This is a genomic window from Micromonospora craniellae (genome assembly GCF_014764405.1).
Taxonomy (GTDB): Bacteria; Actinomycetota; Actinomycetes; order Mycobacteriales; family Micromonosporaceae; genus Micromonospora; species Micromonospora craniellae.
Genome location: NZ_CP061725.1, coordinates 5,357,166 through 5,381,840, shown reverse-complemented (window position 1 = coordinate 5,381,840; position 24,675 = coordinate 5,357,166). Strand labels below are relative to the sequence as shown.

19 protein-coding genes, 1 tRNA gene and 1 pseudogene are annotated in these 24,675 nt (G+C 70.3%); 6 read left to right on the top strand and 15 right to left on the bottom strand.

The window, feature by feature from the left end:
* Positions 1–31: 31 nt before the first annotated feature.
* The 3 genes from ID554_RS24410 to ID554_RS24400 all read right to left on the bottom strand — a co-directional run bounded on the left by ID554_RS24410 (position 32) and on the right by ID554_RS24400 (position 3,447).
* Complete coding sequence (locus ID554_RS24410; RefSeq protein ID WP_117227128.1) at positions 32–1,183, bottom strand: branched-chain amino acid ABC transporter substrate-binding protein; 1,152 nt, start codon at positions 1,181–1,183, stop codon at positions 32–34.
* Between the two features lie 360 nt (positions 1,184–1,543).
* Positions 1,544–2,689, bottom strand: a complete 1,146-nt coding sequence (locus tag ID554_RS24405; RefSeq protein ID WP_396888566.1) for a hypothetical protein — start codon at positions 2,687–2,689, stop codon at positions 1,544–1,546.
* Positions 2,690–2,820: 131 nt separating this feature from the next.
* A complete protein-coding gene (locus ID554_RS24400) occupies positions 2,821–3,447 on the bottom strand; it encodes an ANTAR domain-containing response regulator (RefSeq protein WP_117227126.1) in 627 nt (208 codons plus the stop codon).
* Positions 3,448–3,553: 106 nt separating this feature from the next.
* Between ID554_RS24400 and ID554_RS24395 the strand changes: the two genes are divergently transcribed.
* The 3 genes from ID554_RS24395 to ID554_RS31925 all read left to right on the top strand — a co-directional run bounded on the left by ID554_RS24395 (position 3,554) and on the right by ID554_RS31925 (position 4,279).
* Positions 3,554–3,630 (top strand) — tRNA-Leu (locus ID554_RS24395).
* A 32-nt stretch (positions 3,631–3,662) separates the two neighbouring features.
* Positions 3,663–3,995 carry a helix-turn-helix domain-containing protein gene (locus ID554_RS31930; protein WP_223884226.1) on the top strand — a complete coding sequence of 111 codons (333 nt, stop codon included), beginning with the start codon at positions 3,663–3,665 and terminating at the stop codon, positions 3,993–3,995.
* A 20-nt stretch (positions 3,996–4,015) separates the two neighbouring features.
* On the top strand, positions 4,016–4,279 hold the full coding sequence (locus ID554_RS31925; RefSeq protein ID WP_223884225.1) for a hypothetical protein: 264 nt from the start codon (positions 4,016–4,018) through the stop codon (positions 4,277–4,279).
* A 16-nt stretch (positions 4,280–4,295) separates the two neighbouring features.
* On the opposite strand, the gene ID554_RS24385 is transcribed toward ID554_RS31925, so the two are convergent.
* Entirely contained in the window at positions 4,296–5,453 is a 1,158-nt protein-coding gene (locus ID554_RS24385) for a trans-sulfuration enzyme family protein (RefSeq protein WP_191088624.1), read from the bottom strand.
* A 103-nt stretch (positions 5,454–5,556) separates the two neighbouring features.
* Between ID554_RS24385 and ID554_RS24380 the strand changes: the two genes are divergently transcribed.
* A complete protein-coding gene (locus ID554_RS24380; RefSeq protein WP_117227124.1) occupies positions 5,557–6,036 on the top strand; it encodes an Lrp/AsnC family transcriptional regulator in 480 nt (159 codons plus the stop codon).
* A 54-nt stretch (positions 6,037–6,090) separates the two neighbouring features.
* The gene (locus ID554_RS24375; protein WP_191088623.1) at positions 6,091–7,095 is read left to right on the top strand and encodes an LLM class flavin-dependent oxidoreductase; all 1,005 of its coding nucleotides are present in this window, start codon (positions 6,091–6,093) and stop codon (positions 7,093–7,095) included.
* A 232-nt stretch (positions 7,096–7,327) separates the two neighbouring features.
* Here the strand turns inward: ID554_RS24375 and ID554_RS24370 are convergent, their stop codons facing one another.
* Complete coding sequence (locus tag ID554_RS24370) at positions 7,328–9,616, bottom strand: rhamnogalacturonan lyase family protein (RefSeq protein WP_117227122.1); 2,289 nt, start codon at positions 9,614–9,616, stop codon at positions 7,328–7,330.
* A gap of 212 nt (positions 9,617–9,828) precedes the next feature.
* Here ID554_RS24370 and ID554_RS24365 point away from each other — a divergent pair, with 212 nt between their 5' ends.
* Positions 9,829–11,259 (top strand): pyridoxal-dependent decarboxylase, encoded by a 1,431-nt coding sequence (locus tag ID554_RS24365; RefSeq protein ID WP_223884224.1) that lies wholly within the window; start codon positions 9,829–9,831, stop codon positions 11,257–11,259.
* Between the two features lie 123 nt (positions 11,260–11,382).
* On the opposite strand, the gene ID554_RS24360 is transcribed toward ID554_RS24365, so the two are convergent.
* The 10 genes and pseudogenes from ID554_RS24360 to ID554_RS24315 form a co-directional block, all read right to left on the bottom strand.
* Positions 11,383–12,357, bottom strand: coding sequence for a sulfite exporter TauE/SafE family protein (locus ID554_RS24360; protein WP_117227120.1), 975 nt, complete (start codon positions 12,355–12,357; stop codon positions 11,383–11,385).
* Positions 12,358–12,552: 195 nt separating this feature from the next.
* Complete coding sequence (locus ID554_RS24355; protein WP_117227119.1) at positions 12,553–13,014, bottom strand: RrF2 family transcriptional regulator; 462 nt, start codon at positions 13,012–13,014, stop codon at positions 12,553–12,555.
* 72 nt (positions 13,015–13,086) lie between these two features.
* Positions 13,087–13,974 carry an acyl-CoA thioesterase gene (locus ID554_RS24350; RefSeq protein WP_223884223.1) on the bottom strand — a complete coding sequence of 296 codons (888 nt, stop codon included), beginning with the start codon at positions 13,972–13,974 and terminating at the stop codon, positions 13,087–13,089.
* Positions 13,971–15,419, bottom strand: a complete 1,449-nt coding sequence (gene pyk / locus ID554_RS24345) for a pyruvate kinase (RefSeq protein WP_117227118.1) — start codon at positions 15,417–15,419, stop codon at positions 13,971–13,973. Before pyk ends, ID554_RS24350 begins: the two co-directional genes overlap by 4 nt.
* A gap of 197 nt (positions 15,420–15,616) precedes the next feature.
* Positions 15,617–15,985, bottom strand: coding sequence for a YciI family protein (locus tag ID554_RS24340; protein ID WP_117227117.1), 369 nt, complete (start codon positions 15,983–15,985; stop codon positions 15,617–15,619).
* A gap of 182 nt (positions 15,986–16,167) precedes the next feature.
* Entirely contained in the window at positions 16,168–16,971 is an 804-nt protein-coding gene (locus ID554_RS24335) for a TerC family protein (RefSeq protein WP_117227116.1), read from the bottom strand.
* A gap of 262 nt (positions 16,972–17,233) precedes the next feature.
* Positions 17,234–17,644, bottom strand: a pseudogene (locus ID554_RS33210) (aminotransferase class IV); the annotation flags it as partial.
* A 473-nt stretch (positions 17,645–18,117) separates the two neighbouring features.
* On the bottom strand, positions 18,118–19,611 hold the full coding sequence (locus ID554_RS24325; protein ID WP_117227115.1) for a type I restriction-modification system subunit M: 1,494 nt from the start codon (positions 19,609–19,611) through the stop codon (positions 18,118–18,120).
* A gap of 52 nt (positions 19,612–19,663) precedes the next feature.
* Positions 19,664–21,160 carry a restriction endonuclease subunit S gene (locus ID554_RS24320; RefSeq protein ID WP_158573698.1) on the bottom strand — a complete coding sequence of 499 codons (1,497 nt, stop codon included), beginning with the start codon at positions 21,158–21,160 and terminating at the stop codon, positions 19,664–19,666.
* Positions 21,157–24,546, bottom strand: coding sequence for a DEAD/DEAH box helicase family protein (locus ID554_RS24315; RefSeq protein ID WP_263407305.1), 3,390 nt, complete (start codon positions 24,544–24,546; stop codon positions 21,157–21,159). Before ID554_RS24315 ends, ID554_RS24320 begins: the two co-directional genes overlap by 4 nt.
* Between the last annotated feature and the right edge of the window lie 129 nt (positions 24,547–24,675).

Below are 24,675 nucleotides of genomic sequence, written 5' to 3'. Positions count from 1 at the left end.
GATCACCCCGGCCGCACCCCGACACTGTTCGTCAGCTGAGCTTGAGCTCCTGCAGCGGAGAGATCTCCGTACCCTTGATCTGGTACGCCCAGATGACGACCCTCGACGGGTCCACGTCGCCGTTGGCGTCGAACTTGATGTACTTCGACACGCCCTGCTTGTCGTAGTTCTTCACGAACTCCAGGATCTCGGCGCGGCTCTTCTTGCCATCCTTGAAGGCGTCGATGAAGATCTGCGCGGCGTCGAAGCCCTCAGCACCGTACGAACCCGGCAGCTGGCCGTACTCGGCCTGGTAGTCGGCGGTGAAGGTGCCACCGGCCTTGTCCGGCGGGAGGCACGGGCAGGTGATGATGGAGCCGTCGGCGCCACCGGACGCACCGGCCGGGAACGCCGGGTCGTACAGACCGTCCGGGCCGATGAACTTCGCGGTCACACCGGCGGCCCGCATCTGGCGGACCAGCGGCGCGGCCTCACGGGTGTAGCCACCGTAGAAGACGAAGTCGGCGTTCGCCGCCTTGATCTTGGAGATCGTCGCCTCGAACTGCGACTGCCGCTCCTGGATCTTGTCGCTGGCCGCGACCGTGGCGCCCAGGTTCTTGGTCAGCTCGGCGGTGATACCGGCGCCGTAGGCGCTGGCGTCGTCGATCAGGAAGACCCGCTGCGCGTTCTCGCCCTTGAGGTAGGTCGCCACGGCGCCCGCCTGGGTGCCGTCGTTGCCGACCACCCGGTAGAAGGACGTGTTGCCCTTCTGGGTCAGGTCGGTCCGGGTCGCCGACGGTGCGATCATGACGAGACCGGCGGCCTGGTAGACCGGCATGGTGGCGTCCGACTCACCGGAGAAGTGACCACCGATGACGCCGAGGAACGAGGTGTCACCCGCGACCTGGTTCGCGACCGGCGTCGCCTGCGCCGGGTCACCCTGGGTGTCGAACTCGACCATCTCGACCTTGCAGTCGGCGTTCGCCTCGTTGTGCTGCTTGATCGCGAGCTTCGCGGCGTTCAGCGACGGCAGCACCAGACCCGCGTTGTCGCCGGTGAACGCGCCGAAGATGGCGATCTTGCCACCGCAGTCACCGGACGCGGTGTTGTCGCCGCTGTCGCCGGCGTCCTGGCACCCGGCGGCGGCGACCAGCACCGCGGCGAGCGCGGCAGTACCCAGCGCCCTTGAATAGCTTCGCCTCACGGCTTCCTGACCTCCTCCAGAAGCAGGCGGGCACCGGGCCCGGCGGGCGGCGACAAGGTGTGGCCCGTCTGCCGCCGCCGGGCAGGGACGCCCCCTGCATTACGGCTCGTGCTGGCGGAGCGTACCCACACTCATTCGGCCAAGGAAGAGGGCGGAGCGGGGTCTGCGAAACCGTTACGAAGAGCGCCGTCAAGCCTGCCACTCCCGTAACAGGTCAATCCGCTGACCGGTCGTTGGCCGATGCCTGTGCGCCAGTCGGAACACCACGGAACATCGCCGACACGCCCGGACAGGCGTCCCGGCGGCCCTCTCATGAAGATCATGTTTCCACAGCGAAAACCACCGAGAGTTACGGGTGCGTCACTTCTGTGACGCACCCGGCTGCCCCACCCACAACGAGGTCTGCGCCCCGTCGTCCACCGCCAGCCACCACCGTCCCCCGTCCGCCGACAGACTCACCGCCCGGGCCGCCCCGACCGGCGCCGCCACCGGCAGCTCCACCGGCCGCCAGCCGTCGCCTCGGTCCTCGGAGAGCCAACCGCCGTACCGCTCACCGTCGGACACCACCGCCAGCACCCGCCCGGCGGAGACGGCCAACCCCCCGACCGATGGCACCCCACCGGCCACCCGACCGAACCCGCCCGCCGCCGTCCACCCGGCCGGCTCCCGGCGCCACGCGCCGAACGCCCACCCGCGCAACCCCACCCCCAGCGGCACCCCGTCGACCAGGACCACCCGCTGCATCTCCTCGTACTCCTGGCCGCCCGGCAGAACCGTCCGCTGCCAGGTACGCCCGTCCGAGGAGGTCCACGCCGCCGGGTCACGGTCGATGCGACCCGGCGCCAGCAGGCCGCCCACCGCCAACCAACCGGACGGCCCGGCCACCGCGTCGAACGCCCAGGTCACACCCTGGCCGTCACTGGCCAACTCCGGCGCCCCCTCGACGATCGCGAACTCCGCCGCGTCTGGCGACACCCAGGCCGCCGCCCCGCCGGCCCGGTTCCCGACGATCAACCACCCGTCCGGACCACCGGCCAACCGGGACACGTTGACCGCCTTCGGACCGCCGTACAGCTCGAACGACGCCGCCACCTCGACAAGCGTGCCGTCCCGACGCTGCCACCAGGTGCTCACCCGGGGATTGCCGTGCGCGCCACCGACCTTGCCGCCGACCGCGGCGACCGCGCCGTCACGGCAGCCGACCGAGAACAGCACGCTCTGCCGCCCGTAGAACGAGTCCGCGGTCAACGGCACCGGCGTCCACGCCACACCGTCCACACTGGACCAGAGCGCCGGACGGGTGACACCGCCCGGATCCGCCACCGCCCCGGCCGCGTACCGGTGGCCGGCGCACACCACCAGGTCGCGCACCAGGACCCGACCCGGCCCGTCCGGGCTCGGCAACTCCACCCGCTGCCACTGCAGCCGGGCCGGCTCCGGGTCGGCGTCGCGCCGCTGCGGCGCCGGACAACCCGCCAGCACCACCGCCAGCAGCCCGCACACCACCAGGACCAACCGACGACCACCGGGTACGCCCACACGAGGTGCCCCAGGTCGCCGGATCAGCGCGGAACGCCGGGCACCCATGCCGCCGCTAACGGCCACCGGGGATCACGACAGCCCCGTGACGGCGGCGGTCAGGGAGCCGCCGGGCGAGTGACCTCGCCGCCACCTGCGGTCTCGGCGAGGATGCGCTCGGAGACCTCCTTCATGGTCATCCGGTGGTCCATCGCCGTGCGCTGGATCCACTTGAACGCCTGCGGCTCGGTCATGTTGTAGGTGGTCATCAGCGCACCCTTGGCCCGCTCGACGCTCTTGCGGACCTCCAGCCGGTCGTTGAGCCCGGCGACCTCGGCCTCCAGCGCGGCGATCTCCGAGTAGCGGGACAGGGCGATCTCGACCGCCGGCACCAGGTCGGACTTCTGGAACGGCTTGACCAGGTACGCCATCGCGCCGGCCGCACGGGCCCGCTCGACCAGGTCCCGCTGACTGAACGCGGTCAGGATGATCACCGGCGCGATCCGGGCGCCGGCGATCCGCTCGGCGGCGGCCAGTCCGTCCATGATCGGCATCTTGATGTCGAGAATGACCAGATCGGGCTTGAGCTCCTCGGCCAGCCGCACGGCGGTCTCGCCGTCGCCGGCCTCCCCGACCACCTCGTAGCCTTCCTCGGCCAGCATCTCGGCCAGGTCCAGCCGGATCAGCGCCTCGTCCTCGGCGATCAGTACCCGCCTGCGCGCGGCATCCGTCTGCGTCTCGGCCACGAGCCACTCCCACCCAGTCTGTGCCCGACACCCGCGGTACCGGGTGTCGCCGCTCCTAGCGTAGTGGGTAACCTATGGGCCGACGCGACAGGCGTTGAGCGTGCACGTCCCCGTATTCCAATTGGCAGAGAAACGGAGCTCAAACCTCCGACAGTGTGGGTTCGAGTCCCACCGGGGACACCAGAAGTGTCGCACGGGCGTTCGAGAATGCCCCGGTGCACCCACCTGATCTGCGTTCCCGAGCGCTGCGGATGCACCGCAGCGGTGCAACAGTCGCGGAGGTCGCCCGCGCCGTCGGGGTGCCCTACCCCACCGTCCGCCACTGGTGCCGGGTCCAGCCGGAACCGAGACAACTGAGCACCGCGTCGCGCTGTTTCCGGTGCCGCCGCGAGGTCGAGAATCCGACAGACCTCGATCAGTACGCCTACCTGCTCGGTCTCTATCTCGGCGACGGGCACCTGGTCACCGCCGCCCGGGTGCCGGTGTTGCGAATCGCCTGCTGCCGCAGCACGGCCCGGGCCCCAAACACCGCCGACCGATCGTGCTAGCGGCTTGGCAACGGCCGATCGTGCAGGCGCATGCCGGCAGTTTCCTGCGGGGCCTGTTCCACTCCGACGGCTGCCGGTTCGCCAACCGGGTCACGGTTCGGGGCAGGACGTACGTCTATCCGCGCTACATGTTCGTCAACGAGTCGGCCGACATCATGGGGCTGTGCCAGTGGGCGCTGGACCTGCTCGGGGTGGCCTGGCGGATGAACCGCCGCAACAGCCTCTCCGTCGCGCGCCGGGAGGCGGTCGGCGCGTTGGACCGCCACGTCGGCCCGAAGTCGTGACCGCAGGCTCGGCGGGTCAGGCGACGGCGAGCGCCTGGGCCAGGTCGGCGCGCAGGTCCTCGGGGTCCTCCAGTCCGACCGAGAGCCGCAGCAGGCCGCCGTCGGGTTTGGCGTCCCCGTCGACCGGGCGGTGGGTCAGCGACGCCGGGTGCTGGACGAGGGTGTCGACGCCGCCGAGCGAGACCGCATGGGTGATCAGCCGGCAGGCGCCGGCGACCGCCGCTGCGGCGGGTGCGCCGCCGCGTACCCGGAAGGCGAGCAGGCTGCCGGGGCCGGCGAGTTGGCGGCCGATGAGCCCGGCGTGGTCGTCGAGTCCGGGGTGGTGCACGCGTTCGACGGCGGGGTGGTCGGCGAGCCAGGCGGCGATCTTCTCCGCGCCGGCCTGTTGGGCGCGGACCCGCAGCGGCAGCGTCTGCAGGCCCCGGTGCAGCAGGTAGGCCCCGAGCGGGTGCAGGACCGCACCGGTGAGCGCGCGGACCTGGCGCAGCCGGGCGGCCCAGTGCGGGTCGCCGGCGACGACGCCGGCGAGGACATCGCCGTGTCCGCCGATGCTCTTGGTGGCGCTGTGCAGCACGAGCGCGGCGCCGTGGCGGGCGGGTTGCTGGAGGACCGGGGTGGCGACGGTGTTGTCGATCAGCAGTGGCACGTCGCCGGCGGCGTCGGCGAGGACGCGGATGTCGACGAGGTCGAGGGTGGGGTTGGCGGGGGTCTCGGCGACGACCAGGGCGGTGTCGGGGCGGACCGCGGCGGCGACCTCGTCGGGGCGGGCCCAGGTCACGTCGGTGCCGAGCAGGCCGGTGGCGAGCACGTGGTCGGTGCCGCCGTAGAGCGGGCGGACGGCGACCAGGTGTCGTCTGCCGTCGCGGGTGGCGGCCAGCAGGGCGGCGGTGAGTGCGGCCATGCCGCTGGCGAAGGCGACGGCGTCGGTGGTGTCTTCGAGTTCGGCGAGGGCGGTTTCGAAGCGGGCCACGGTGGGGTTCCAGAGCCGCTGGTAGACGGCGCTGGTGCCGGGCGGCGGGGTGCCGCCGGTGGCGAGGAGTTCGTACGCGTCGCCGCCGTCGTGGACCGAGGGCAGCGGGTTGGTGGTGGAGAGGTCGATCGGGGGCACGTGGACGCCCAGCGCGGCGAGGTCGTCGCGGCCGGCGTGCACGGCTCGGGTGTCCACGGTCGTCATGCCGGCAAGCATCGAACAAGTTGCCACACAGGGGCAATAGTTCCGAAGATCATTCGCTACAGACCCCTATCTGAGTTGGTGATGTTCGGTGGAGGATGGTGCCATGCCCCTCGTTCCGAACGATGTGCGGCCGTTCGCGGCCCTGGACGACACCGATCGCGCGATCCTGACCGAGCTGGTCTCGGACGGGCGGTTGCCGAACAATGCGCTGGCCGAGCGGGTGGGGGTGGCGCCGTCGACGTGTCTGGCGCGTACCCGGGCGTTGCGGGAGTGTGGGGCGATCCGGGGTTTCCACGCCGAGGTGGATCCGGCGGCGGTGGGGTTGCCGTTGCAGGCGTTGGTGTCGGTGCGGTTGACCGAGCACGCGCGCGCGGCGGTGGACGCGTTCCGGACGCGTTCGGTCCGGCTGCCGGGGGTGGTGTCGGTGTTCCACGTGGCCGGGGCGGACGACTACGTGTTGCACGTGCGGGCGGCGTCGGCGGAGGCGCTGCGGGACTTCGTGCTCGATCACCTGGCCGTGGATCCGGCCGTGCAGCACACCCAGACCAGCCTGATCTTCGAGCAGGCGCGCGGGATGGGATGACTCACGTCCCCGGCGGTAGAAAACAGATGCGGCATCCGGCGGGTTGGCAGCCGTGTGATCGACGTACCGTTGTCTGTCCTCGACCTGGCCCCCGTCGCGGCCGGCGCCTCCGCGACCGAGGCGTTGCGGCACACATGCGAGTTGGCGCGGCGTACCGACGAGTGGGGCTACCGCCGGTTCTGGGTGGCCGAGCACCACAACATGCCGGCCATCGCCTCGTCGGCGCCGGCGGTGCTGCTCGCGCACCTGGCCGCGCACACCGAGACCATCCGCCTCGGGTCGGGTGGGGTGATGTTGCCGAACCACGCGCCGCTGGTCGTCGCGGAGCAGTTCGGCACGTTGGAGGCGTTGCATCCGGGCCGCATCGACCTGGGTATCGGTCGCGCGCCGGGCACCGACCAGGTGACCGCGTTGGCGTTGCGCCGGACGATGGAGGGGTTGTCGGCGGAGGGTTTCCCCCGGGAGTTGGCCGACCTGATGGAGTACTTCAGCGAGGACGGGTCGGGGCCGATCACAGCCACCCCGGGGCGGGGGCAGCGGCCTGCGGTGTGGTTGCTCGGATCCAGCGGGTTCAGTGCCCGGCTGGCGGGTGTGCTGGGGTTGCCGTTCTCGTTCGCGCATCACTTCAGCGCGCAGAACACGTTGCCGGCGTTGGCGTTGTACCGGCAGAGTTTCCGCCCGTCGCAGTGGTTGGAGCGGCCGTACGCGATGGTGGCGGTGAACGCGGTCTGCGCGGAGACCGACGAGCGGGCCGAGTGGTTGTCCGGGCCGGCGGGGTTGTCGTTCCTGCGGTTGCGGTCGGGGCGGCCGGAGCCGCTCGCCACGCCGGAGGAGGCGGCGGCGTACCCGTACACGGATCTGGAGCGGGAGTTCGTGGTGCAGCGCCGGGAGGGGCAGGCGACCGGTTCACCGGAGACGGTCCGTCGGCAGTTGGGGGAGCTGTTGGCGCGTACCGGCGCGGACGAGTTGATGCTGACCGCGATGGTGTACGACGTGGCCGACCGGGTGCGCTCGTTCGAGCTGATCGCGGGCGAGGTGGCCGGGGGCCTGCGCCGCTGAGGCGGTAATCCAGGTCACAGCGGTCCGACGCGGACGAAACACGATCTTCACGACAGCGTCACCCTCGCGACGCGGAGGCCGCTTAACTTTGTTACCGGTGGTGGTACGGCACTCCCCGGTCGGGACGGGTCGGGGGTGCCGCGGTGTGGGGCACCGGGCTGCGATTGTGCGGATTCCGCGATCGCGGCCCGGTGCCTGTCCGTTTCTGTCCTACCGCCTTCTCACCTCGACGTCAACGCAGGTAGATGCGGGGTGCCGGCGGGGTGGTCATGCCGTCGCCGAGGAAGAAGCTCGGGTGTGGTGGCTGGTTGTAGGCGGTGTTCTGCCAGGCGATGGCCACCCGGTACTGCAGGTCGTGCATGAGGGTGGGCAGGCGGGTGCTCGTCTGGGTGGGCGTGCTGTAGATCCGCAGGGCCCGGTTGTCGCTGGTCCGCCAGACGACCTCCTCCCGCCAGTCACCGAGGATGTCGCCGGAGAGCGCGGGCGTCGACTTGGTGCCGTTGTTCGAGGCGACGTTGCTGCCGGTGAGCAGGCGGGTGTCGCCGTTCGGGCCGTACTTGTCGATCCGGGTGGCGTCGAGCAGTTCGCGTACCGGGTCGCCGTCCCACCAGATCAGGAAGTTGGTGGAGGACGGTTTGCGGCCGACGTTCTGGCCTCGGGTGTTGGACAGGCCGCTGACGGCGGACGACCAGGATTCGGCGCCGGGGCTGCCGGCCCAGATGTCGCCGGAGACGCCTCGGCCGTTGTCGCCGCCGGCCGGGGTGGACCAGATGCGCTGCCCGGTGCGGGCGTCGGCGAGGTAGGAGCTGGGCTGGCTGCCGCTCTCGTTGACCTTGAAGACCTCCAGGCCGGGGCGGGCCGGATCCAGGTCGCCGACGTGCATGGCGTCGCCGTGGCCGGTGCCGGTGGAGTGCAGCAGGCGGCCGTTGTCATCAATGGTGGCGGCGCCGTAGACGATCTCCTGGCGGCCGTCGCCGTCGACGTCGGCCACGGAGAGGCCGTGGTTGCCCTGGCCTGCGGCGGCGCCGTTGCCGGAGGCGTTGGAGTCGAAGGTCCAGCGCTTGGTCAGGCTGCCGTTGCGGAAGTCCCAGGCGGCGATCACCGCGCGGGTGTAGTAGCCCCGGGCCATGATCAGCGAGGGGCGCTGCCCGTCGAGGTAGGCGGTGGCGGCGAGGAACCGGTCGACGCGGTTGCCGTAGTTGTCGCCCCAGGATGAGACGTTGCCGCGCGGCGGGTCGTAGTCGACGGTGGAGAGGACGGCGCCGGTGCGTCCGTCGAACATGGTCAGGTACTCGGGTCCGGCGAGGACGTATCCGCCGGAGTTGCGGTGGTCGGCGCCGGCGTTGCCGATGACCTGTCCGGTGCCGGAGCGGGTGCCGTCGGCGGTCTTCATGGCCACCTCGGCGTCGCCGTCGCCGTCGTAGTCGTATACCTGGAACTGGGTGTAATGGGCGCCGGCGCGGATGTTGCGGCCCAGGTCGATCCGCCACAGGCGGGTGCCGGTCAGGGTGTACGCGTCGACGTAGACGTTGCCGGTGTAGCCGGAATGCGCGTTGTCCTTGGCGTTGGAGGGGTCCCACTTGACGACGAACTCGTAGCGGCCGTCACCGTCGAGGTCGCCGACGCTGGCGTCGTTGGCGGAGTAGGTGTACGCCTCGCCGCTGGGCGTGGTGCCGCCCGGCGGGATCTGCAACGGCACGTCCAGGTAGCCGGCCGGGAACTGGAGAGCGGGCGCCGAGGCGGCCTGCTCGACGCCGCCGACGACGGCCCGCACGGTGTACGCGCTACCGGCGGCGGCGCCGTTGTCCAGGTAGTTGGTCGCGCCGGTGATCGGGGTGGCGTTGACCCGGGTGCCGCCCCGGTAGAGGTTGAACGCCACGCCGGAGGTCTCGGTGCCCAGCAGTCGCCAGGAGACCAGGTTGCCGGCGCCTGCGCGGACGCTGACCAGTCCCCGGTCGAGGTTCTCCGCCTGCATCGTGCCGGCCGGCGGGGTGGTGGGCGGTGGCGTGGTCGGCGGTGGCGTGGTGGGCGGCGGGGTGGTGGGCGGCGGGGTGGTCGGCGGCGGGGTGGGCGTGACGGGCGGGAGCGTGGTGGTCGGTGGGGTCGTGCCAGTGCAGGTGGTGCCGTTGACGGCGAAGGCGGTCGGCGGCGGGTTGCTGCCGGACCAGGAGCCGTTGAAGCCGAAGGAGGTGCTGGCGCCAGTGCCGAGTGCCGCGTTGTAGTCCACGTTGCGGGCGGTGACCTGGGCGCCGGACTGGCTGACGGTGGCGTTCCATGCCTGGCTGACCTGCTGACCGGCGGCGGGCCAGGTCCAGGTGACGGTCCAGCCGGTGAGCGGGTCGCCGAGGTTGGTCACGGTCACGTCGGCGCCGAAGCCGCCGGACCACTGGTTGGTGACCCGGTAGTCGACACGGCAGCCGGCGGCGGCGGCCGAGGCGGTGAGGGTGGTCAGCCCTCCGGCCGCGACAATGGTGGCGGTTGCCGTGGCCAGCAGAGCGGCCCGGCGGGTGGTGCGGGGCATGGTCGTCCCTCCGAAGGAGGTCACGCGCGGTACACGCCCGTGCGCCGGCGTGCCCGGTCCGACGGTGGCGTCCCCGCGCTGAAGGCAGAAGTCCCGACGCATCGACGTCGGTGTACGCGGCCCCGCGCAGCTGTGATGCTAGGGCAAGCGCTTTCTCGACACAATCGCGCCGGGTGCTTGCCACCGCGCCCGGTTCTTGATCGACTCGCCGCATGGCAACCCACATGACGCCCGACGAGTTCCGCCAGGCAGGGTACGCGGTCGTCGACTGGATCGCCGACTACTGGACCACCCTCGACGAGCGTCCGGTCACCCCGCAGGACCCACCCGGCGCCGTCGCCGCCCGGTTACCGGCCGGACCGCCCACGCACGGCGAGCCGGTCGAGGCAGTACTCGCCGACCTCGACTCGCTGGTCACGCCCGGGCTCACCCACTGGCAGCACCCCGGCTTCTTCGGCTTCTTCCCGGCCAACACCAGCGGACCCAGCGTGCTGGGCGACATGGTCAGCTCCGGCCTGGGCGTACAGGGGATGCTCTGGGCCACCGGCCCGGCCTGCACCGAGATGGAGACGGTGCTGCTCGACTGGCTGGCCGACCTGATGGACCTGCCGCAGAGGTTCCGCTCCACCGGCCCCGGCGGCGGCGTCATCCAGGACTCCGCCTCCTCCGCCACGCTGGTCGCCACCCTGGTGGCGGTGCACCGGGCCGCCGCAGGACGGTGGCGACAGGTCGGTGTGGACCGGCGCTACCGCGTCTACACCTCCACCGAGGGCCACTCCTCGGTGGAGAAGGCCGCCCGCATCGCCGGGCTCGGCGCCGACGGCGTACGGCTGATCGAGGTGGACCCGGACACCCGGGCCATGTCGGCGGAGGCGCTGCGCGCCGCGATCGAGGCGGACATCGCCGCCGGGGTGACACCCGCCCTGGTGGTGGCGACCGTCGGCACCACGTCCACCACCGCCGTGGACCCATTGCCGCAGATCGGGCCGATCTGCGCCGAGCACGGGGTCTTCCTGCACGTCGACGCCGCGTACGCGGGCTCCGCGGCGGTCTGCCCCGAGCTGCGGTTCGGCCACGAGGGGCTGGAGTACGCCGACTCCTACTGCTTCGACCCGCACAAGTGGCTGCTCACCGGCTTCGACTGCGACGCGTTCTGGGTCGCCGATGCCGGCGAGCTGGTCGAGGCGCTGACCGTGCTGCCCGAGTACCTGCGCAACGCGGCCACCGAGTCCGGTGCGGTGATCGACTACCGGGACTGGCAGGTGCCGCTCGGCCGGCGTTTCCGCGCGCTCAAGCTGTGGTTCGTGCTGCGCTGGTACGGCGTCGAGGGACTACGCGAGCACATCCGCAGCGGCGTCGCCCTGGCCGCCCGCTTCGCCGACCGGGTACGCGCCGACGACCGCTTCGAACTGGTCGGTCCGCACCCGTACGCCCTGGTCTGCTTCCGGCTGCGCGGCGCCGACGAGCCGAACGAGCGGTTGCTGGCGGCGGTGAACGCCACCGGCCGCATCTATCTGACGCACACCCGGGTCGCCGGCCGGCACACGCTGCGGCTGGCCGTCGGCGCGCCGCAGACCACCAAGGTCCATGTGGACGAGGCCTGGGAGCTGATCTCGCAGGCGGCGCTCCCCGCGGCCGACTGAGCCCCGGGCGCCGACGCCAGCGCCGGATGCGGGCCGGGACGACGCGGGCGGCGGGTGCAGGCCCTCGGCGATCCGGGCGTCGGGTCGCCGAGGGCGGTGCGGCAGCGGATGACGCGCGGGCCGTCAGCGATCCGCGCCGGAGAGGGCGCGGGTGCTGCTGTCGGCGTCGGCGGAGGTGGTTCCCTCGGCGTGCGTCGCCGCATCGTCGACCGGGGCGGTGGCCGCCGCGAGTGCCCCCTCGCGGCGGGTGCGCCGCAGCACCCGCACCGCCAGCACCAGCGCGGTCACCCACCCGGCGGCCAGCAGCAGGTAGACCACCACCGGCACGGCGCTGGGCAGGTCGGCGGTGCCCAGCAGGACGCGGGCGTTGGTCAGCACGATCACGCCGCCGACCGCCGCGCCGAGCATCTGTGCCGGGATGATCCGTACCAGGTAGGCCGCGATCGGCGCGGCGATCAGACCACCGGCGAGCAGGGCGAGCACCATCGGCAGCAGGAAGCCCCCGGTGCCGAGGCCGATCAGGAAGCCGAGACTGGCCGAAGCCGCGATGACGAACTCGGAGGTGTCCACCGAGCCGATCACCTTGCGCGGCTCCATCCGCCCGGAGACCAGCAGTGCCGGCGTCGCGACCGGCCCCCATCCCCCGCCGCCGGTGGCGTCGACGAAACCGGCGACCAGCCCGAGGGGGCCGAGGAAACGCCCGCGCAGTTGGCCGGCGGCCGGGTTGCGGCGCAGCGGCCGGGAGAACCGGACCAGCAGGTACGCGCCGAGGGTGAACAGGATGGTGGCCATCCACGGGGCGGCCGACTCGGTGGAGAGCGCGCTGAGGAAGGTGGCCCCGGCGAACGCGCCGATCGCGCCGGGCAGCGCGATTCTGCGAACCACCCGCCAGTCGACGTTGCCGAACCGCCAGTGCGCCGCCCCGGAGGCGAGTGTGGTGCCGATCTCGGCCAGGTGCACCGAGGCGGACGCCGCAGCCGGTGCGACGCCGGCCACCAGCAGCAGGGTGGTGGACGTCAACCCGTAGCCCATGCCGAGCGCACCGTCGACCAGTTGCGCGGCCAGCCCGACCAGTGCGATGACGAGCAACTTGCGCACGGACGCCCCCTACTTTTCGGCATCTCCTATCAACTTGGTCGAGAATGCGGTACGCGATGCCCTCCGGTCAACCCCCTGATCGGTCAGTGGGACGACCCACGGACACCGCCCGCTACCCGTGCCCGCCCGCGCAACGCACAGCTTCGGTGCCGGCGAAGCTCGGCGGGAGCGGAAGGGCCGCTGGGGTGGGAGAGGTCAGGTCCAGGCGCGAGGGTCGGCGACCAGTGTGGTGACCGGCTCGGGGAGCGTGCCCTGGGCCACGTCGGCCACGGTCACCAGTTCGAGGATCTGGCGCTCGCTGGCGCGCAGGGCGATCCAGACGTCCTGCAACGCGCGGGCCGCGCCGTGGTAGCCGAGTTGTTCGGGGCGCTGACCACGGATGTGGGCCAAGGGTCCGTCGATCACCCGGATCACCTCGGCGAGGGAGATCTCCTCGGCCGGGCGGGCCAGCCAGTAGCCGCCCTCCGGGCCACGCTGCGCCTGTACGACGCCGCCCCGGCGCAGTTGCAGCAGGATGCTCTCCAGGAACTTCGGGGGGATCTCCTGGGCGCGGGCGATCTGGTCGGCGGTCACCGGGCGACCGCGCCCACCCCCGGTCACCGAGGCCAGCTCGGTGACCGCGCGGAGGGCGTAGTCCACCCGAGCGGAGAGTCGCATGCCGGACAGGTTAGCGGGCCGCCCGGTCCAGCTGGACGATCACCCCTTGGCCGATCGGTTCACGTGGTCGTCCTACTCCCACACCCGGCGCAGCAGGCCCTCCTGCACGACGCTGGCGATGTGCCGGCCCTCGACGGTGAACATCTGGCCGGTCGCCAGTCCCCGGGCACCCGAGGCGGACGGGCTGGCGCAGTCGTAGAGGATCCATTCGTCGGCGCGGAACGGACGGTGGAACCACAGGGCGTGGTCCAGGCTCGCCCCGACCACCCCGCCCGGCCCCCACACCTCACCGTGTGCGGAGAGCACCGAGTCGAGCAGGGTCAGGTCGGAGGCGTACGTGAGGGCGCAGGCGTGCAGCAGCGGGTCGTCGGGGAGTTTGCCGTCGATGCGCATCCATACCCGTGGGGACGGGTCGGCCGGTCGTTCACCGGGGCGTACCCAGCCGGGTTCACCGAGGTAGCGGACGTCGATGGGTCGGGGGATCTGTCCCCAGATGCCGAGCCGTTCGGGGTAACGGGCCAGCCGGTCGGCCATCGTGGGAACGGCGTCCGGCGCGGGCACGTCCGGCGGGACCGGGGTCTGGTGGTCCAGCCCCTCCTGGGAGAGCTGGAACGAGGCGGACATGAAGAAGATCGGCTTGCCGTGTTGCAGGGCGACCGAGCGGCGTACCGAGAAGGAGCGGCCGTCGCGGATGTTCTCCACCTCGTACGCGATCGGCTCGACCGGGTCGCCGGGGCGGACGAAGTAGCCGTGCAGCGAGTGGACCACGCGTTCCGGGGCGACGGTGCGCCCGGCCGCGACCAGTGCCTGGCCGGCGACCTGGCCACCGTAGACCCGCTGCGGGCCGACCGGGGGGCTCATCCCCCGGAACGACATGGCGCCGGTCGACTCCAGGTCGAGCACCTCCAGCAGCTGGTCGACGGCGGCCTGGCCGACGATGGTCCCCTCGCCGTCGGTCACTGCAACGCCCTCGCGGTGGCGGCGTCGACGAGCGATCCGAGCTGGTGCACCCGCAGCGTGTTGGTCGAGCCGGGGCTGCCGGGCGGGCTGCCGGCCACGACCACCACCAGGTCACCGGGGTTGCCCCGGTTGAGTCCGAGCAGCGCCTGGTCGACCTGCCGGAACATGTCGTCGGTGTGCTCGACGAACGGCATCAGGAAGGTCTCCACGCCCCAGCAGAGGGCGAGCTGCTGGCGCACCTCGGGGACCGGGGTGAAGGCCAGCAGCGGCAGGTCGCAGTGCAGCCGGCTCAACCGGCGCACGGTGTCACCGGTCTGCGAGAACGCGACCAGCGCCTTGGCGCCGATGGCCCGGGCGATGGAGGAGGCGGCGACGGTCAGCGCCCCGCCGTGCGTACGCGGATCGTGCTGGAGTCGGGGCACCGCGATGGACCCGGCCTCGGTGGTGGTGACGATCTTGGCCATGGTGCTGACGGTGAGCACCGGGTACCTGCCGACGCTGGTCTCGCCGGAGAGCATCACCGCGTCGGCGCCGTCGAGCACCGCGTTGGCCACGTCGGAGGCCTCGGCGCGGGTCGGCCGCGAGTTCTCGATCATCGAGTCGAGCATCTGGGTGGCCACGATGACCGGCTTGGCGTTCTCCCGGCAGAGCTGCACGGCGCGCTTCTGCACCAGCGGGACCTCGTCCAGCGGCAGTTCCACACCGAGGTCGCCACGGGCGACCATGACCCCGTCGAAGGCCAGCACGATCGCTTCCAGGTGGTCGACGGCCTCCGGCTTCTCGACCTTGGCGAGTACGGGCCGGTGCACGCCGACCTCGCTCATGATCGCGTGGCAGAGCTTGATGTCTTCGGCGGAGCGGACGAAGGAGAGCGCCACCAGGTCGACACCGAGGCCGAGCGCGAAGCGCAGGTCGGCCGCGTCCTTCTCGGAGAGGGCCGGCACGCTGACCGCGACGTTGGGCAGCGAGACGCCCTTGTTGTTGCTGACCGGCCCACCCTCGGTGACCAGTACCCGGATGTCGTTGCCGGTGACGTCGGTGACCTCGACGGCGACCCGGCCGTCGTCGATCAGCAGCCGGTCACCGGGCTTGACCTCCTGCGGAAGCTTGCGGTACGTGCAGGAGACACGCTCCTTGCTGCCCAGGATCTCGTCGCCGGTGATCACGACGGAGTCGCCGGTACGCCACTCGTGCGGCCCGTCGGCGAACCGGCCCAGCCGGATCTTCGGTCCCTGCAGGTCGGCCAGGACCGCCACCGGCTGGCCGGCCGCCTCGGCTGCCTCCCGGACGAGCCGGTAGACCGCTTCGTGGTCGGCGTGGCTGCCGTGGCTGAAGTTGAGCCTCGCCACGTTCATGCCGGCCTCGACGAGCCCACGGATGCGCTCGGGCGACGAGGTGGCGGGGCCAAGAGTGCAGACGATCTTCGCGCGGCGTGTCACGCCCATCAGGCTAGTCTCTCCTCCGGGTCGGACCACGGGCCGACCCCTTGCGCGTTGCGGAACGATTTGTCCAACGCTGCGCGCCGTACGCGCGCAGCCGGCGGGCGAAGCCGCACCGGACGTCAACGGCGGGCAACAGCGACCGCGCGCCGGAATGGTACGCCCCTGACACCAACGGACGGTGAGGCGCTCCCGCCCTCGACTCAGCTCTCCGTCTTGGCCAGCGGAAACTCCAGCGAGCCCGCCGGGCAGAGAAAAGTCATCACGTCCACCCGATAGAGCTCGGCCTGCACCGCAGGGTCGGCCTCCATCACGCTGCGGACGTCGTCCACCGAGCCGGTGCGGGCCAGCCCGAACCCGAGCGGCGGGTCCGGCTCCCGGGCGTCGTTCCCGTCCACCGCCCCGGCCACCAGGATGATCCCCCGGCGCTGCAACGCCGCCATGTGCTCGGCGTGCTCGGCCTGGAGACGCTGGATGGTCTCGGCCGGCAACGCCCGCCCGGCGGCGCCGGGATACAGCACGATGCACTCGAACGTGTCGAGCGCGAAGTCGACCCGAGGCTCTCCTGCCATCACGTTCCTTTCCACAGTTCATCCCGCCCTGCGGCAGCACGCACGGCGGTAACCCTGAGCGTCGCACGGACCGGTGACCGGCATCTGCCGCTCATCGGATTCGACCCGACCCGCTCACCGCCGGACGGCGGACGCCGCACGCACCCGATGGGGTGCGTGCGGCGTCCGGGCCGGTGCGGTCGTCAGCCGGCCGGGGTCTTCTCGGGCTCGGGCTCGGGCCGGGCCTGGCCGTCCTTGACGTACGTCGGGTGCAACTGCACCGGCTGCGCCTCCTGCTGGCGGCGCTGGCGCGACCGGACCCGCAGGTTGAGGAACTCGACGAAGATCGAGAAGGCGATCGGGCCGTACACGTAACCCTTCGGGATGTGCTGGTCGAAGCTCTCCGCGATCAGGCTGGCACCGATGATCAGCAGGAAGGACAGGGCAAGCATCTTGACCGTCGGGTGCTTGTTGACGAAGTTGCTGACCGCGGCGGCCGAGACCAACATGATGATCATCGCGATGACCACGGCGGCCACCATGATGGCGAGTTCGTCGACCATACCGACCGCGGTGATCACGGAGTCCAGCGAGAAGACCACGTCCAGCACCAGGATCTGCGCGATGACCACGCCGAACGAGACGACCTTCTTGTTCGCGCGGCCGTGATCGCCGCCCTCAAGATGCTCGTGGATCTCGTACGTCGCCTTGCCGACCAGGAACAACCCGCCCAGGAACAGGATCAGGTCCCGTCCGGAGATCTCCTGACCGAACACGGTGAACAGCGTCGCGGTCAGCCCGATGATCCAGGACAGCGAGGCCAGCAGGAGCAGACGGGTGATCAGGGCCAGCGACAACCCGATCGTCCGTGCCCGGGCCTGCTGGTGCTCGGGCAGCCGTCCGGCCAGGATCGAGATGAACACGACGTTGTCGATGCCCAACACGATCTCCAGCAGGAGCAGGGTCGCGAATGCGATCCACAGCTCTGGACTGGTCAAGAATTCCATCTCGTCCTCGACTTTCAGACCGCCGCCGGGTCGGCACCCGGATCCATCGGCCGATCTGCGTACGCATGGCGTACCGTGCCGGAGGTCCCGCCGCAACCCCGCGCGGTCCGTACCCGCGTGTCGCGCAGGGCACCGGTCTGCCGACGCGGCACCGCCTCACGGAGCGGTGAGCGGTTCGGCCCGGTAGGCCCGGTGCCACGATGCCCATCGTGGTCCCGCCCAACATCTCGGCCTCCGGCCACACCACCGACGTGCCGTCCCAGAAGGCCAGGTTCCAGATCAACCCTTCGCTGAGCCGACCCCGACGGTCCACGAAGGCGGCGTCGTCGAAGCCCCGTTCCACGGCGTGGCGGAGGAGGTGCGTCTTGGCGACCTCGCCGACATGTTTCACCGCCGGGAGGACCCGTTCGTACCCGACTGTGGCCAGCGCCAGCGGGCCCTGCGGTCCGGACGCGGCCGGGCCGGTACGCACCAGCACCGCCAGCTCGTCGTCCGGACCGGCCACAGTGAACTCACCCGCCGACGAGTACACGGTGGCCAGCAGCGAGACATCGTCCGGGCTCTGCTCCAGCGCCGCGCGCAGGTGGGCACGGACCCGGTCGTCGGGCTGACCACGAGCGTCATCCGCGAGTTGCTCCCCTGCGTCGAGGGGCCCGGCCCGGAGCTCGAACACTGCGCGACGCCGACCCTGGCGGACCAGCTCCACAGCCTCGACCGCCGGATCTCCACCCTCCAGAACGCACGGACCGCACTCGCCCACCTCCTCGCCACCACCGCCGAGCGACCCGGCTGACCGCGAGGGCGTGCGTCCGGATCACCGCGCCTCGTCATGCCGGACCTCGGCCACACCTGCGCCGATCATGGAGTTGTGGTCAGGAGTTTGCCATGGTCTGTAGCGTTATGTCGTAGCCATGACTCCATGATCGACGCGGTGGTGGGGAGCAGGCGCGCTGGCGGGGGCGAGAGACGGCGCCGAGGCTGCGGTGGAGGGGCTGGGCAGGCCGACCGCCCGCGAGCACGTACCGTCCCGCCCGACGAGGAGGCCACCCGGGCGCGGCCTGGTCGGCACCGGCCCGGATCGTGGCAGTGCAGCAGGCACAGGCCCGGCGTGTCGAACAGCTACACCGCCACGATCCTCCACATCGGTCAGACCGACTCGGATCGGGAACTGCCGAGCGCGTCGGCGATGGCCGCGAACTCGCGGAGCGCCGCCTGGAGGTCCTCGACGATCTCCTGCGCGATCACCTCGGGTGGCAGCAGCGCGTCGACGTCGTCCAGGGAGGCGTCCCGCAGCCAGGTGATGTCCAGGTTCACCTTGTCCCGGGCTATCAGGTCCGCATAGGTGAAGGCCCGGAAACGCTCGGTCTCCACCCGCTCCGACCGGTCCTTGCCCGGCAGGTAGCAGTCGACGAAATCCTGGAGGTGTTCGCGGCGCAGCGGGTTCTGCTTGAGCGTGAAATGCTGGTTGGTCCGGAAGTCGTACACCCAGAGCTTCTGGGTCCAGGGTTCCTCGCGGGCCCGCCGACGCTCGAAGAACAGCACGTTCGCCTTGACCCCGCCGGCGTAGAAGATGCCGGTGGGCAGCCGCAGCAGCGTGTGCAGGTCGTACTGTTTGAGCAGCCGACGGCGGATGGTCTCGCCCGCGCCGCCCTCGAACAGCACGTTGTCGGGCAGGACGACGGCCGCGCGGCCGTCGATCTCCAGCAGCGACGCGATGTGCTGTACGAAGTTGAGCTGCTTGTTGGCGGTCGCCGCCCAGAAGTCGGGGCGTTCGATCTCCCGCTCCTCGCGGGAGGCCCGCCCGCTCTCGGTCACCGAGCGGATCGTGGAGCTGCGGCCGAACGGCGGGTTGGCCAACACCAGGGTGTACCGCTGCGACGGCGGCTTGCCCAGCGCGTCACCGACGGTGATGAGGGAGTCGCCACCGGGGTTGCCGATACCGTGCAGCAGCATGTTCATCGCGGCCAGCCGGGCGGTGCCGTCGACCAGCTCGGTGCCGGTGACGGCACCGCCGCCGAGCCGACGGCGCTGGTCGGGGGTGAGGCTCGCGCCGTGGTGCCGCTGGACGTACTCGAAGGCGGCCAGCAGGAAGCCCCCGGTGCCGCAGGCCGGGTCGGTGATCGTGTCGTCCGGGGTGGGCAGCATGACATCGACCATCGCTGCGGTGAGCGCGCGGGGCGTGAAATACTGCCCGGCCCCCGACTTGGTGTCCTCCGCACCCCGGGCCAGCAACTCCTCGTAGGCGTCGCCCTTGACGTCGACCCCCGTGCTCGACCACTGCTCCTTGTCGATCAGATCCACGATCAGCCGCTTGAGCTTCGCCGGGTCCTGGATCTTGTTCTGCGCCTTCCGGAAGATCGTGCCGAGCGTCCCGCCCTCCCGGGCCAACCCGGTGAGCACATGCCGGTACTGCACCTCCAAGGCGTCCCCGTCCGCGTCGAGCAACGTCTGCCAGCTCAACTCGTCCGGCACGATCTGCTCCGGCCGCAACGACCGGTGGGCCCGCTCGTCGGCCATCTTGAGGAACAGCAGGAACGTCAACTGCTCCACGTAGTCGATGGTCGACACGCCGTCGTCCCTCAGCACGTCACAGTAGTTCCACAGCTTCTGCACCAACCGGCGCGAATCCACAGTGCTCACCGAACCGTCCTCCGTTCGCGACTGCGGGGCTCGCTCCGCTCACTCCTCACGCTCACAGGGGAAACGCCTCCTGCTGGTAGTCGTCACCGGTCACCCTGGTCGGCGGTGCCGCCAGCTCCTTCTTGGTACGCCGGGTACGCGCCTTCTGCTTCGGCAACGCGGACTCCCGCTCGGCCCTGATCCGCGCGAGCAACTCGGAGGCATGCTCGTCATCCGGATCCTGCGGCACCAACCGCCCAGCGAACGCCTCCGCCAACAACGACGCCCGCAGGTTTGCAGCCCTTTGTCGCGCCACGGATACGGCTTCCTCCATACCGTCCAGCATCGAAAGGTGATATTCAGCCGTCTTGACCAGGTAGTCCTGGACACCCAAAGGTGGCACAGGAACAGGAAACAGCCGCATTTTGCCAAGGCTGATAGACGCGAGATTCACACTTTGCAGCCCGTTGGCTTGGAACCAACTTCGGCCGAATCCGCCATTCGCATGCCACGCTAGCAACTTCGAGTGCAGAAATCCGTCCGCAATCCGGGCGCGAAACACATGGTTCTGGTGGATGCAGTCAGGAATCCGCCCCTCCCAGATCCAGCCGCGCCCCAACTTGTCTCGGTCGCCACCCTCATTCAAAAGAACATCGCCCGGCAGCAGCCTCAACTGCTCGGCTTTCTTGGGAGAAACCCTGATCAGCGCCACCTTGGAAAGGTCGAGGCGGGCGCGCTGAACATTCGCGACCCGCAGATAAGGGACTTCGACATGATCGGGGTCTGCCTGCTTCTTGCCATCCTTAGTGACACCGCCGACGACATCGGCGATCTCACCCAGCCGCTTCCACTGCCAAGTGCCGGGAATGTCGGGCAACTCGCCATCGACGACCCCTGCCGGATCAGGAGGTGGCGCAGAGTTCTTCGATGATTCACCCGCCAGCCGCCCGACGCCAGCAGCGTACATCACCTGTTCGCGTAAGCGATCAGCACGACGAGTCGTCGCGTTCAGCGCATTCAAACCCGCATTCCAACGAGAAAGTAGATTATCGAGCAACCCGACGATGCGCCGCTGCTCGGCGAGCGGCGGCAATGGGATGCTGATCGACTTCAGGCTGGCCCCCGAAATACCGGCCTGGCCTGCGGTTGTCCGCGCCAGCGCGCGAACTTGGGGCCGAACACGGGGAGATTGAAAGAGATATGCAATGAAAGCCGAACTGGCCACACTGGCGGCCACTCGGACACGGATGAGCTTGTCGGGATATGTCAACGGCCCAACGTTCTGCGGGACGATTGCACATGCCCCAACAAAGTCAATGTTTCCGTTGTAACGGGTAAAAACCAGATCGCCGGGATCCAGCAGGGAGTCCGCCTCTGCCAGAGCTTCTGCATTCTGTCCTGTGTAACGGATATCCTCTACTCGAAGATGACCGGGCCGCACGGCACTAATGCGCAAGATCGGCACGCCGCCAGGATCTGCACCTGGCCGTGAGACGAATATGCCATTCTTGACGGAGGTAGCGATGTCGCCAAGACGCACTTCTGCCCAGCCCGGTGGCAGGTTGGTCACGCGGATAGCTCCTGGTTCAGTTCGGTGAGGAGGGGTTCGGCGCGGGTGCCGAAGGTGTCGGCGTACCCGTCGATGCCGCCGCGTTCGGTGAAGGGTGCGCCGTCGAGGTCGTCGGGGGTTATCTCCACGCTGACCGATATCACGTCCTTGATCCTCTCCAACCACCATGTCTGGTCGGCTGTGAACCTAGCGCCTGCCTGTTCCTGTTGGAGAAGCCACCCACGGAAGCGTTCCTCCACGAGGCTGCGGTAGGGCCGCAGTTCGGCGTCGATGCCCAGCTCGTAGCGGATGAGGCTGACCAGGTCGGTCACGGTACGCTCGCCGGGTGCGTCGACCGCGCGCCCCAGCAGGACGTACGCCCGCCACAGCGTCTCCGGGGTCCATGCCTGCGGCGGCCGGGCTATGCGGCGGGCCAGTTCGTTGAGTTCGGTGTAGCCGATCCGGCCGCGTCCCTCATAGAAGACCTGCAACGCGGTGATCTCGTCGCGGTGTTCCTGAAGGTATTCGTGCCAGTTCTTGACCGTGACCTGGGCCAGTTCCTCGGGCGGCACGCCGCGCGCCGACAGCAGGGTGTCGGTGTTCACCTCGTCGATGGTGATGTCGTGCGCGCGCCGGATCTCCAGGATGCGCTCGCGCAGCGGCGGGTTCGCGGCGAGCGGACGCAGCGCGTCGGCCAGCAGGTCGCGTACGGCGGCGGGGCCGGCTTCCTTCGCGGGGTTGAGCTGTTCCGGTGCGACCGCCTCGACCAGCCCGCGCACGATGCCGGTGAGTGGTTGTCCGCCCAGCTCGGCCAGCTCGGCGCGTTCGTCGTCGGTGAGCTGTTGGTGAAGCCGGGCCAGTCGGGCGGCAAGGGTGGCCACCTCGTCCGGGTCGGCGGTCAGCGTTCCGGCCTTGCGGAGCAGGTCCCGCAGCGAGATCTGCTGCTCGGAGTGCCGGTGCAGCGGCACCGCCTCGTCCAGCTCGGCATCGGTGACGCCGACCGCGTCGACGATGACGAACCGGTCCTTGACCTCAGCGTCGGGCGTGACCGCCTGGAACTCGGCGGCGTCGATGGTGCGGGCGCCCCGGCCCTTCATCTGCTCGAAGTAGGTGGCGCTGCGTACCGGGCGGAGGAAGAAGACACATTCCAGTGGGCGTACGTCCGTGCCGGTGGCGATCATGTCGACGGTCACCGCGATGCGCAGTTCGGGGCTGTTGCGGAACGCCTGGATCAGCGTGTCGGGGTTGTCGCCGTCCCGCCGCGAGGCGTACGTGATCTTCGTGGCGAAGTCGTTGCCCCGCCCGAAGACCGCGCGGACCATGGTGACGATCTCCTCGGCGTGGTTGTCGTCCCGGGCGAAGATGAGCGTCTTCGGCACGGTCGTACGGCCCGGGAAGATCTCGGTGAACAGGCGGTCCCGGAACGTCTCCAGCACCAGCTTCAACTGGCCCTTCGAGATCACCGAGCGCCCGACCTGGCTGCTGGCGTACGTGAAGTCGTCCTCCAGCTCCTGATAGCGCTCGGCCCGGGTGCGCCGGTCACGCAGCGGCACGACGGTGCTGGCGTCGATAGTCGCCCCACCGTCGGTGATCTCGGTGCGGATGCGGTAGACGTCGAACCCGACGTTCACGCCGTCGGCGACCGCCTGCTCGTAGGTGTAGGACGAGACGATGTTCTGCTGGAAGAAGCCGAGCGTCTGGTTCACCGGAGTGGCGGTGAGGCCCACGACGAACGCGTCGAAGTACTCGATGACCGCGCGCCACTTGCCGTAGATCGACCGGTGGCACTCGTCGACCACGATCAGGTCGAACGTCTCCGGCGGGATGGCCGGGTTGTAGGCCACCTCGGCGGGCGCGTCCAGGTCGTAGTCGTCGAAGGCACGATCGTCGGTGTCCGGGTCGGGCAGGTCGTCGCCGCGCAGCGCCGAGTAGAGCCGCTGGATCGTGGAGATGACCACGTTGGATGAGGCCAGCATGCCGGCGCCGGAGAGCCGGTCGACGTTGTACAGCTCGGCGAACTTGCGGCCGTCGTCGGGGGTCTGGTAGCCCGCGTACTCCTGGAGGGTCTGCTTGCCCAGGTTGTTGCGGTCGACCAGGAAGAGGATCCGGTTGGCGCGGGCGTGCTTGAGCAACCGGTAGCTGCCGGTGACCGCGGTGAAGGTCTTGCCCGCGCCGGTGGCCATCTGGACCAGCCCGCGCGGGCGGTCGTGGGCGAGCGACAGTTCCAGACCGGTGATCGCGTCCACCTGCGCCGGGCGCAGGCCGAGCGGGTCCAGCGTCGGCATCCGGCGCAGCCGGGCCCGCAGCGTCGGCGCGTCGGGGTCGTCGTCCGCCTCACGCATCCAGCGCGCCAGCGTCTCCGCCCGGTGGAAGGCAAAGACCTCCCGGGTACGCGGAAACGGGTCCAGCCGGTTCACGAACGCTGTCTCGGTGCCCGTGGCCACGTACCCGAACGGCAGCGGTTCGTCCCGCCGCCAGGCACAGATGCGCTGCTCGGCGGTCAACCCACGCTGGTACCGGTCGAGTTGTGCCTCGACACCGCGCGGTGCGGTGCCCTCGCGTTTGGCCTCGATCACGCCGACCAGCAGCCGGTCCACATAGAGCAGGTAGTCGGCCCGCCCGGTGGCCAGGGTGACCTCACGGACGGCGACGCCCGTGGCCGCGTACAGGTTGATCTGGTTCTCGTCCTGGACCTGCCAACCGGCGGCGGTGAGCTGCCGGTCGATCTCGACCCGGGTCTGCGTCTCGTTGAGCGGCTCGCGCGAGGCCCGCCGGGCGCGGCTGATGAACTCCTCGCGCTTGGCGGCGGACACCTTGCCGGTGACGGAGGCGTCGAGCGCGTCCTGTGCGGCGCGGACCTCCGGCGCGAGACTGGTCACCAGGGCGACGGCCTCGTCGCGGTCGGCTGCCGCCCGCCGGATCGCCCGCTCGGCGTCCCGGTCGGCGTCGGCCTGCGCCACCGCCACCGAAGGCTTACCGGCCAGCAGCAGTTTGGTCTCGGCCAGTTCCTGCTGGTAACGGGCCAGCTCCGCCTGAAGCGCGTCGGCGACGCTCTGCGGCACCTGCTGCGGCGGCGGCGTGGGAGGGACGAACCCGATCGGCGAACGGTCGCCGGTCAACGCGCGATGAAACCACAACCCCAGTTCAAAGCCGGTACGCAGCATCTCCAGGGCGGCCCGCACCTCGGCGAGATGGTCGTGCACCGCCCTGTTGCCCTGATCCCGCAGGCTGTGGAACGCCTGGTACACGTCGCGGGTCAGCGTGCCGTCAGCGTGCAGGGCCTCGACCCGGCTGTAGAAGTCCTTGCGTGGCTGTTGACTCGTCCGGCGAAGCAGATCCTTGGCCATCTCGTCGCCGAAGGTGCGAATCTTGAACATCGCCGCCTGGGCGTCGACATAGACCAGCAACTCGGCTCCTGCGCCATACCAGACCAGCACAGAATGATCTCTCAGGAAACCGAAGTTCGCGGAGCGTTCCGCCAAGCGTCGTACCTGTCGAGGATCCACTTTCCCCCACGTCCATAGGCCCCGATGAAC

Excerpts from the sequence above, each read along its gene's own strand:
- ID554_RS24385 (WP_191088624.1), bottom strand. The coding sequence starts at position 5,453 with ATGACGACCGTGGACACCCGAGCCGTGCACGCCGGCCGCGACGACCTC.
- ID554_RS24380 (WP_117227124.1), top strand. The coding sequence starts at position 5,557 with ATGCCCCTCGTTCCGAACGATGTGCGGCCGTTCGCGGCCCTGGACGAC.
- ID554_RS24370 (WP_117227122.1), bottom strand. The coding sequence starts at position 9,616 with ATGCCCCGCACCACCCGCCGGGCCGCTCTGCTGGCCACGGCAACCGCC.
- ID554_RS24365 (WP_223884224.1), top strand. The coding sequence starts at position 9,829 with ATGGCAACCCACATGACGCCCGACGAGTTCCGCCAGGCAGGGTACGCG.
- ID554_RS24355 (WP_117227119.1), bottom strand. The coding sequence starts at position 13,014 with ATGCGACTCTCCGCTCGGGTGGACTACGCCCTCCGCGCGGTCACCGAG.
- pyk (WP_117227118.1), bottom strand. The coding sequence starts at position 15,419 with ATGGGCGTGACACGCCGCGCGAAGATCGTCTGCACTCTTGGCCCCGCC.
- ID554_RS24340 (WP_117227117.1), bottom strand. The coding sequence starts at position 15,985 with ATGGCAGGAGAGCCTCGGGTCGACTTCGCGCTCGACACGTTCGAGTGC.
- ID554_RS24335 (WP_117227116.1), bottom strand. The coding sequence starts at position 16,971 with ATGGAATTCTTGACCAGTCCAGAGCTGTGGATCGCATTCGCGACCCTG.